Source organism: Thalassospira sp. (assembly GCF_002709775.1).
Taxonomy (GTDB): Bacteria; Pseudomonadota; Alphaproteobacteria; order Rhodospirillales; family Thalassospiraceae; genus Thalassospira.
This window is the reverse complement of record NZ_PAQR01000037.1, coordinates 71191-80267: the sequence shown is the minus strand read 5'-3', so window position 1 is coordinate 80267 and position 9077 is coordinate 71191. Positions and strand designations below refer to the sequence as shown.

The following is a 9077-nucleotide window of genomic DNA, read 5'->3' as shown; positions in this document are numbered from 1 at the left end:
GCAGGCTGTCGATTTGCTTGCGGCCGGGCGACTGTCCGGGATCATCGGTGACAGCACCAATATTCGCATGTTTGGTCGAACCGATATCATCCAGGTCGATCTGCCGCCGGTGATCACTGTCGACATCTCGCTTATCTGCCGCGATACAGAACCTTTGCGGGAATTCCTTTCTGCATTTGATTCATCTATGGGTGTGTACGATTCCGGGCAGGTGCCGCACGGTGACCTGCGTCAAATGGTCGATTACGCGTGGTAGTGAAAAAAGAACTTAATGCATGAATCCATTGCACTAAGCCGAAATTTCGGTAATTATTGAAACGATGCAGTGCATCTTTCAAGTGCGTGGTTGCTCTCTGGTTGATGGTAATTGTGCCCTTGCGCGGTGTAAGGCAGGGACTGTTTTCAAGCATTTCTGAGTTTGGAAATGCGCATACTAAACTAAGGACGACTACGGATATGGCTACCGGAACGGTTAAGTGGTTCAATGCGACCAAGGGTTATGGCTTCATCACCCCGGACGAGGGCGGTAAAGATGCATTCGTGCACATCACCGCTGTTCAGCGTGCTGGTCTGCAGGGACTTGATGAAGGGCAGAAAATTCAGTTTGAGCTGATTGAAGGTCGCAATGGCCGCATGTCGGCAGAAGAACTCGCCATTCTCTAAATTTCTATCTGGCTTGCAGCTTTCTTTGCTGACAACCGTTAACGCGCCGGGTTTCCGGCGCGTTATGCGTTTCAGGGGCCGTCTTGTTGGTGTAGCCTCATTGCGTGACTTTACTTAAAACCAACAAAATCCCCGGGTATTCATGATCCTTGATCTTCCTGCCGCACCCGTTAGTGGCGATGCAACCAGCCAGTCGGAATGGCGCAATGCCGTCAGACGCGCGCTTCTTGGTTGGCGCGCCGGCCTTGATGCCGCAACCCACCATCATCTATCGGGCAAGATCCTCGATCACTTCACGCGCTTTCTGGCTGATCATCCCAAGGCGACGGTCGGTTTTTACTGGCCAATCCAGAACGAGATCGATGTCCGCCCTGTGATTGAAGCACACATTGCATCCGGGGGCAGGGCAGCGTTGCCAGTCGTGCCGGGCAAGGATCAACCGATGGTCTTTCATGCATGGACACCCGATACCGAAATGGTGCCAGGCTTTGCTCGTATCCCGGAACCAAAGGGGACGGAGTTGGTCGCGGTTGATATTCTGCTGGCCCCGCTGGTCGGGTTTGACGGGCAGGGTTATCGACTGGGCTACGGCGGTGGGTTCTTTGACCGGACACTGGCTGCGTGTGAACCCAAGCCGCTTGTGATCGGTATCGGGTTTGAGGCCACCCGACTTAAAGATATCCTGCCGCACCAATATGATGTGCCGGTGGATGTCCTGATCACCGATCAGGGGATGACAAAGGTCGCCTAGTCCTCATTCCGGCGATTGGATGTGCGATCCCGTTCATAGTGATGTTTAAGCGGAAGCTCCGGAAGCCATGCTTCGCGCCGGATTGCCCAAAGCTCATAGGTCGGGATGAACTGATCGGGGGCATCAAAGGCGCCTAGATGTACTTCGATCTCATCATCGCTGCAGGAAAACACCGATGATCCGCAGTCAGGGCAAAAATGCCGTCCCTGATAATCGCGTGTTTCCCCCGCAACCGTGACAGCGCTGTTTTGAAAAACCGCAGAGGCATGAAACAGCGCACCGTGATGCTTGCGGCAATCAAGGCAATGACACAGCCCAACCCGATAGGGTTCGTCCTTTGTTTTGAAGCGGATCTTGCCGCACAAGCAGCCACCGGTCGCGGTTTTCATCTCAAGCCCCAATTACCGTTGATAATCAGGCACTCTAAAACTAAGTCGAACAGGCGGCAATTATGCTGCTGTCTGGTATGTGATGCGGCGATTTGTGAGGGGAAGGGCAAAGTGGCTGGGGAACCTGGATTCGAACCAGGACTGACGGAGTCAGAGTCCGTAGGTCTACCGTTAACCTATTCCCCAGCAGGACTTTGCGTACGTCATTTATTACCCGGAACGTACAAATTGCATGGGCAAGAATGCTCTGCAATGTCCGGAAAGGTTGGCTGGGGAACCTGGATTCGAACCAGGACTGACGGAGTCAGAGTCCGTAGGTCTACCGTTAACCTATTCCCCAACAAAACTTGGTCCACCGGGCGCGATTTGCGTCGCGGTGTGGGCCGCTATGTATAAAACCCGCCCGGTTTTGGCAACCCCTTTTTTGTTTCCATCTGTTCAACCATGCGATTACCGCATACGGGATTTGCCTTGCGGGGGATTGTCGTTACACTCATATAGTTGATTCGCAAGATCGTCACATAAATGTCTTGATGATCAGCGATACGGAATATGAGCGCGTAACAGAAGGCAGGTTTTCGAAAGGTGAAGCACGTTTCCCGCCATAGCAACTCGCACAGGGCCAGCAGCCCGGCAGGCGGCGCTGCAATGGGCGGGCATGTCGTGCTTGATGGCCCCGACAAGCCGGGCATGCCCAAACCGGGAACTGCCGTTCACGCCCCTGACAGTGGCGGACAGTCTTCGCGAATTGTCGATTGCATCACTGCGCCGATTTATGCCGCGATCGATCTTGGCAGTTCGAACTGCCGGCTTCTGGTCGCGCGTCCTTGCAATGATGGTTTCAAGGTGATTGATGCCTTTTCACGCGTCGTGCGCCTTGGCGAAGGTGTGCGCGAAAAGGGCTATCTCTGTGAAGCGGCGATGGATCGCGCGATTGATGCGCTGCGTGTCTGTGCCAAGAAACTGCGTCGTCATCCCGGTGCGAAGCTTCGTGCGGTCGCGACAGAGGCCTGCCGCAGTGCCGATAACCGCGAAGAATTCGTGCGGCGCGTGTTTGATGAAACCGGCATTTCACTTGATATCATCAATCCGGATGAAGAAAGCCGCCTGGCCCTTCAGGCCTGTTCGGCACTTCTCGATGAACGCCCCTATGCGGTGGTGTTTGATATTGGCGGCGGCAGTACCGAGATTTGCTGGATCAAGGTCGATAAAACCGGCAAGACCCAGTGCATTGAAACGCTTTCGATGCCATGTGGTGTTCTGTGCCTGACCGAACGGTACGCCACGGTTGAGGAACGCCGCGAGCGGTTTGAGGCGATGCGCACCGAAATCCGTGAACGCCTCGAAGAATTTGCCAAGCGCAATTGCTGCTCGGACATGCTTGATGATGACAAGGTCCAGATGGTTGGTACATCGGGAACCGTCACTACATTCTGCGGCATCGCCCTTGGTCTTGAGCGCTATGAACGTCACAAGGTCGATGGATCTGATCTGCGCTTTGATGATGCGGAACGTGTCACCGAATTGTTGCTGCGTATGGGGTCGGACAAGCGCAAGGGCCATCCCTGCATCGGCAACCAGCGTGCCGAGCTGATGGACGCGGGTGCTGCGATCTTTGCCGCGATTCGCGATATCTGGCCGCTGGCGACGCTCAAGGTCGCCGACCGTGGTTTGCGTGAAGGCATTCTTGTCGATTTGATGCGTGCAGACGGCCACGCTATTGACCCGTGCGACGCGCGCCGTCATACAGTGTCCCATATTCCGGCTTCCTCCTGATCGGTTGACGTTTGTGTCCCGGCAGGTTTGACCAAAACAGAATTCAGTTCAGGATAGATCATGAGCGACAATCGCAGCGGAAAAGGCGGGCAGCGCCGCCGCAAGGGTTCGGCCATTGCAGCCATTGATACCGGCGCACGCCGTGGCCTGCGCACGCGGGTGAAAAGTGCCAAGGGGCGCAAGCTTTCCTCTACGCGCTGGCTCGATCGGCAGCTCAATGATCCCTATGTGCAGGAAGCCAAACGCTTGGGCTATCGCTCCCGCGCGGCCTTCAAGCTGATTGAAATCAACAACCAGTTTGATCTGCTTAAACCCGGCATGCGCATTGTTGACCTTGGTGCGGCACCGGGCGGCTGGACGCAGGTGGCGGTTGATATGGTTGGCTCCAAACATGGCAAGGGCCAGGTTGTCGGCCTTGATATCCTTGAATGGGAAGGCATTTCGGGCGCGACATGTTTGCAGGCCGACTTCCTTGATCCCAAGGCGCCTGACATGATCAAGCATGAATTGCAGGGGCCGGTCGATGCCGTGATCTCTGATATGTCGCCGGAAACCACTGGCCATCGTCAGACCGACCATATCCGCATCATCGATCTGGTCGAACATGCGCTTCTGTTTGCCGAGGAAGTTCTGGCGCCGGGCGGCATTTTCATTGCCAAGGTGTTCAAGGGCGGGACCGAGAACGAGCTGCTTGATCGCGTGAAGAAGAATTTCCGCGTGACCAAACACGCCAAACCGCCCGCATCGCGCCCGGAAAGCCCCGAGGCCTATCTGATTGCCACTGGCTTCCGTGGGCAGAACAATGCCGAAGACGACATCAAGAATGCCGAGGTTAGCGAAGACGACAGCTGGTCGCCTGTCGAATAGGCATTAGAAATTTTATCCCAGTCCATACAAAGGGCTAGGCTGGAATAGTTATAAATCTTCAGGCATTGTTGCGTTACATCAAACCCGGATCGGGCTTCAGGCTTTAAAGATCAGGGGGCAAGGTTGGGGCCTTGCAGAATGGGTGGAACGGGCCATTTGGGGTGGCCATTGCTTGTGGGATTTATCTGATGAAACAGGACAACCTAAGCCTGACAGGTGTGGAGCGTCATTTTGACGAGCACGAGATCATTGTCTCCAAGACGGATCTCAAGGGCAGGATTACATATGCCAATGACACGTTCCTGCGTGTCGCCGGATTTCGCGAACGCGATATCCTTGGCCAGCCACACAGCATCATCCGCCATCCTGACATGCCCAGATGTGTTTTCGCCCTGCTGTGGCAAACCATCGAGGCCGGGCGCGAGATTTTTGCCTATGTGATCAACCGCAGTGCCAATGGCGACCATTACTGGGTTCTGGCCAATGTCACGCCGACCTTCGGTCCGGATGGCAAGATCATCGGATATCACTCCAACCGCCGTGTGCCACGCCGTGATGCGGTTGAAAAGGTCATCCCGCTTTATAAGGCGCTTTGCGAGGAAGAGGCGAAAGAAGCCAATCGCAAGGAAGGCATGGCGCGCGGGATCAAGATGGTCACCGACCTGCTTAATGATGCCGGCATGGATTACGACCAGTTTGTCTTCAGCCTTTAGGCGCTGGTTTGGCGCGCGTCCCGAGGCCTGCATTTCCGGCAATAAAAAAGGGGCTCGCCTGACGGCAGCCCCATCAACCAGTTTCTAACGGAATGCGCAAAATAAAGCATCAATAAAATCACAGGGCTGTTATGGGCGCACAAAACTTGGCATTTGGGGCATAACGTGTATAAATTCCGCGCCAACTCAGATTAACGAGGTGGCCAGATGACCCGCATTGCCGAAGCCCTGACGTTTGACGACGTATTGATCAAACCCGCAGCATCAGAAGTGCTGCCTGCTCAGGTGCAGACCAACACCCGCATTACCAAGAATATTGAACTCAGAATCCCGCTGCTTTCCTCGGCGATGGATACCGTTACCGAAAGCGCAATGGCGATTGTCATGGCACAGCATGGCGGCATGGGGGTCATTCACAAGAACCTCGATATCGCGCAGCAGGCCGAAGAAGTTCGCCGCGTGAAAAAGTTCGAATCGGGCATGGTCGTTAACCCGATCACCATTCATCCCGATCAGACGCTGGCCGATGCGCTCGACCTGATGGATGCCAACCACATTTCCGGTATTCCGGTTGTTGAGCGCGGTTCGAACAAGCTGGTCGGTATCCTGACCAACCGTGATGTCCGCTTTGCTTCCAACCGTGCGCAGCCGGTTTCCGAACTGATGACCCACGAAGGTCTGGTCACGGTGACCGAGAATGTGAATACCGACGAAGCCAAAAAGCTTCTCCATCAGCACCGCATTGAAAAGCTGCTTGTGGTTGACGAGGCCTATCGTTGCACCGGCCTGATCACGGTCAAGGACATCGAAAAAGCCAAGCTGCACCCGAACGCCTGTAAGGACGAAAGCGGTCGTCTGCGCGTTGCTGCGGCAACCGGTGTTGGCGAAGCCGGGTTTGAGCGTGCAGCCGCCCTTGTCGAAGCTGGTGTGGATGTTCTTGTCATTGATACCGCACACGGTCATTCGGCTGGTGTGATCAAGGCGGTTGAGCAAATCAAGGCACAGGTTGGCGATACCCAGATTATTGCTGGTAACGTCGCAACCGCCGAAGCCGTCAAGGCATTGGCCGAAGCCGGTGCAGACGCGGTCAAGGTCGGTATCGGTCCGGGCTCGATCTGTACGACCCGTATTGTTGCCGGTGTTGGTGTGCCGCAGCTGACCGCAGTTCTTGAATGTGGTGAAATGGCCCACAAACTTGGTGTGCCGGTCATTGCAGATGGCGGTATCAAGTTTTCTGGTGACATCGCCAAGGCGATGGCTGCGGGCGCAAGCACTTGCATGGTCGGATCGCTTCTGGCCGGTACGGACGAAGCTCCTGGCGAAGTCATTCTGTATCAGGGCCGTTCCTATAAGTCCTATCGTGGTATGGGCTCGGTCGGTGCAATGGCACGCGGCTCGGCAGACCGTTATTTCCAGCAGGACGTTCAGGACAACCTGAAACTGGTCCCCGAAGGCATCGAAGGCCGCGTTCCTTACAAAGGCCCGGCTGGTCAGATCATTCACCAGTTGGTTGGCGGTCTTAAGGCATCGATGGGCTATACCGGTTCGGCAACCCTTGCGGACTTCCGCGAACGTGCAGAGTTTGTCCGCATCACCAATGCGGGCCTGCGCGAAAGCCACGCCCATGACGTGACCATCACCCGCGAAGCACCGAACTACCGTCCGGGCGGCTGAATGGGTTTTGCGCCTGCTGATTGGCGGACCTGCCTTGCGTTTGACGCTGTTGGCGAATGGTCCCTGCCATGATATGAAGCGCATTCAAATTTCGATGACGGCAGGTCTTCCTGCCGTCATCAGCTTTTTTATCGTAAGGTGTTGGCGTGCTTCCCATATGCGAAGCAGTTCATCACCCGCAAACAGGTTGGATTTTTCGCTTTGAAACCCGGTGCTCGCATAGCAGCCGTTATCGAACTTTACGATGGCTGGACCCATAACCGAGATGACGCTGACCGCGTTGTGTCAGGCTATTTCGGATCACGCCGGTATATCGGCGGCGGGGATCGTCGTGAAATCAGCGAACGTTTCTATAACCTGATCCGTCATCAGGCCCGGCTGGGCTGGTGGCTGGCGGAATGCGACTATCAGTTCCAGGACGGTCGTGCGCGCATGATTGCCGATCTGGTCCTGCATGATGGCATGGACCGCGACACCATCGAAGGCCTGTTCAACGGCGATCAGTTCTGCCCCGATGAGCTGCGCCCGAATGAAAAGCATCTTGCCAACAAGCTTGCGGGCAACAGCCTTGATCATGATGCCCAGCCCGGTGCTGTCAAAACCGAGCTGCCAAAATGGCTTTATGCGGAGCTGCTTAAGCTCCATCATGAAAATCTGCCGGCCGAAATGGCGGCTTATAATCAGCCGGCCAAACTGGATCTGCGGGTCAACCGCCTGCGCGGCACGGTCGAAGACGCCATCAAGTCGCTGAAGGCCGATGGCATCAAGGATATCGAACGCACACCTTTTGCGCCCAATGGTCTGCGCCTGCCGCTTGGCCTCAATATGCTGGTAACGGCGGCCTACAAAGACGGCCTGATCGAAATTCAGGACGAGGCATCGCAGATTTGCGTCAACCTCGTGGGCGCGAAGCCCGGTATGACGGTTTTGGATATGTGCGCGGGCGGTGGCGGCAAGACGCTTGGCATGGCCGCCGACATGCGCGGCAAGGGCCGTATCCTCGCCTGCGATACCCATGGCGGTCGTCTGGACAATGCGCGGAAACGTGCACGTCGTGCCGGTGCAGGCGATTGCATTCAGCAGCGCATCATTGCTGACGAACGCGACAGCTGGCTGCGTAACAAGTCGGGCTTCTTTGATCGGGTACTGCTTGATGTGCCGTGCTCCGGCCTTGGGACGCTGCGTCGTAACCCGGCCCTGCGCTGGCGTATTGGTCAGCGTGACCTGCGTGGCCTGATGGCGGAGCAAAGCAAGATCCTTAAGGCCGGTGCGGCCAAGGTGACCAAGGGTGGTCGTCTGATTTATGCGACCTGTTCGATCATGCCCGAAGAAAATGAACGCCTGATCGAAACCTTCATGCGCGACCGCAAGGATTTCAAGCCTGTGCCGATCAATGAAATCTGGCCGGATGCACCGAAATCGGTACCTGTGCCGGGTGGCAAGGACAAGCCGTGGCTGCGTCTGTCACCCAATGTTCATGGCACGGATGGCTTCTTTGTCGCGGTGTTCGAACGCACGGCAAAAGGCAAGGTAAAGTAATGGCAGTGGCGTGCATGGCATATGGGACCCAAGCCAAGCCTAACGCCGCCCTTGTTCTGCCTGCACATAAAAAGGCCCTGCGAGTGATGCTCGCAGGGCCGATTTTGTTTAACCGTGAACGCGTGAACGCGTTACTCGGTGGTCTGTACCGGTTCGTCAAAGATGGTGCCGGTACCCGTCGCGTTGCCATCGCCTTTGGACGCGTCGCCGTTCTCAAGGTTTTTCATGCCCGGAACGATTTCCTCGACACTATCTGGGATCAGGCTTTTAGCGTTTTCGTTCGGCGCGGTTTCTTCGCTGCCAATGACGGGCAGGGTCGTGCCGCCGTCTTTCTGGGTCATGGCGATGGCGGTTGCCGTGCCCGCAATCAAGATAAGACCGGCAACGGCCATGGCGATTTTGCTTCCGGTAGAACTGCTCATGATAATGTGTCCCTTGCGTTGATCAATCGTGTGGTGCTCGTGCTTGGACGTGGTGTTTCCCGCGTTCCGTTAGGGTGGATACTGCACGGCCATTGCGCAGAAAAAAGGGACCAATTGTGGGAATTTCGGGGAGGGCTGCGCGCAAAACTGCCGCAATTGCACACCCTGTCCGATAAGGCCGGTAAAAGTTTTTTGAATGCATCGTTGGGGGACCGCCTGCGCCGGGTTGCCCATCACGATGGTTTGGCGTATGTACGGCGCAACCCAATCTTCGACGGAGATA

General features: G+C 55.9%; 10 protein-coding genes and 2 tRNA genes. 8 read left to right on the top strand and 4 right to left on the bottom strand.

The genetic code is table 11. The features are described from left to right. The 3 genes from CMO10_RS14015 to CMO10_RS14005 form a co-directional block, all read left to right on the top strand. Positions 1-256, top strand: a 256-nt coding sequence (locus CMO10_RS14015; RefSeq protein ID WP_297023318.1) for a hypothetical protein, incomplete at its 5' end; no start/stop codon positions are given. Positions 257-456: 200 nt separating this feature from the next. Continuing rightward, entirely contained in the window at positions 457-663 is a 207-nt protein-coding gene (locus CMO10_RS14010; RefSeq protein ID WP_008892097.1) for a cold-shock protein, read from the top strand. A gap of 142 nt (positions 664-805) precedes the next feature. After that, the gene (locus CMO10_RS14005) at positions 806-1414 is read left to right on the top strand and encodes a 5-formyltetrahydrofolate cyclo-ligase (RefSeq protein ID WP_297023314.1); all 609 of its coding nucleotides are present in this window, start codon (positions 806-808) and stop codon (positions 1412-1414) included. Here the strand turns inward: CMO10_RS14005 and CMO10_RS14000 are convergent. The 3 genes from CMO10_RS14000 to CMO10_RS13990 form a co-directional block, all read right to left on the bottom strand. Beyond that, positions 1411-1803 (bottom strand): GFA family protein, encoded by a 393-nt coding sequence (locus CMO10_RS14000; protein ID WP_297023311.1) that lies wholly within the window; start codon positions 1801-1803, stop codon positions 1411-1413. The two genes, CMO10_RS14005 and CMO10_RS14000, sit on opposite strands and share 4 nt — an antisense overlap. Positions 1804-1915: 112 nt before the next feature. Next, positions 1916-1989 (bottom strand) — tRNA-Gln (locus CMO10_RS13995). An 80-nt stretch (positions 1990-2069) separates the two neighbouring features. Beyond that, positions 2070-2143, bottom strand: a tRNA-Gln gene (locus CMO10_RS13990). 245 nt (positions 2144-2388) lie between these two features. Between CMO10_RS13990 and CMO10_RS13985 the strand changes: the two genes are divergently transcribed. The 5 genes from CMO10_RS13985 (at position 2389) to CMO10_RS13965 (ending at position 8372) form a co-directional block, all read left to right on the top strand. Continuing rightward, positions 2389-3579 carry a Ppx/GppA phosphatase family protein gene (locus tag CMO10_RS13985; protein ID WP_297023308.1) on the top strand — a complete coding sequence of 397 codons (1191 nt, stop codon included), beginning with the start codon at positions 2389-2391 and terminating at the stop codon, positions 3577-3579. Between the two features lie 60 nt (positions 3580-3639). Next, the gene (locus CMO10_RS13980; protein WP_044828352.1) at positions 3640-4446 is read left to right on the top strand and encodes an RlmE family RNA methyltransferase; all 807 of its coding nucleotides are present in this window, start codon (positions 3640-3642) and stop codon (positions 4444-4446) included. Positions 4447-4634: 188 nt separating this feature from the next. Further along, positions 4635-5159, top strand: coding sequence for a PAS domain-containing protein (locus CMO10_RS13975; protein ID WP_044828924.1), 525 nt, complete (start codon positions 4635-4637; stop codon positions 5157-5159). A 207-nt stretch (positions 5160-5366) separates the two neighbouring features. After that, the gene (gene guaB, locus CMO10_RS13970; protein ID WP_297023303.1) at positions 5367-6833 is read left to right on the top strand and encodes an IMP dehydrogenase; all 1467 of its coding nucleotides are present in this window, start codon (positions 5367-5369) and stop codon (positions 6831-6833) included. A 201-nt stretch (positions 6834-7034) separates the two neighbouring features. Next, entirely contained in the window at positions 7035-8372 is a 1338-nt protein-coding gene (locus CMO10_RS13965; protein ID WP_297023300.1) for an RsmB/NOP family class I SAM-dependent RNA methyltransferase, read from the top strand. 131 nt (positions 8373-8503) lie between these two features. Here the strand turns inward: CMO10_RS13965 and CMO10_RS13960 are convergent, their stop codons facing one another. After that, entirely contained in the window at positions 8504-8794 is a 291-nt protein-coding gene (locus CMO10_RS13960) for a hypothetical protein (RefSeq protein ID WP_152630652.1), read from the bottom strand. Positions 8795-9077: the final 283 nt, after the last annotated feature.

Bases quoted from the DNA above. Each gene is read 5' to 3' on its own strand.
- CMO10_RS14010 (WP_008892097.1), top strand. From the start codon at position 457: ATGGCTACCGGAACGGTTAAGTGGTTCAATGCGACCAAGGGTTATGGC.
- CMO10_RS14005 (WP_297023314.1), top strand. From the start codon at position 806: ATGATCCTTGATCTTCCTGCCGCACCCGTTAGTGGCGATGCAACCAGC.
- CMO10_RS14000 (WP_297023311.1), bottom strand. From the start codon at position 1,803: ATGAAAACCGCGACCGGTGGCTGCTTGTGCGGCAAGATCCGCTTCAAA.
- CMO10_RS13980 (WP_044828352.1), top strand. From the start codon at position 3,640: ATGAGCGACAATCGCAGCGGAAAAGGCGGGCAGCGCCGCCGCAAGGGT.
- CMO10_RS13975 (WP_044828924.1), top strand. From the start codon at position 4,635: ATGAAACAGGACAACCTAAGCCTGACAGGTGTGGAGCGTCATTTTGAC.
- guaB (WP_297023303.1), top strand. From the start codon at position 5,367: ATGACCCGCATTGCCGAAGCCCTGACGTTTGACGACGTATTGATCAAA.
- CMO10_RS13960 (WP_152630652.1), bottom strand. From the start codon at position 8,794: ATGAGCAGTTCTACCGGAAGCAAAATCGCCATGGCCGTTGCCGGTCTT.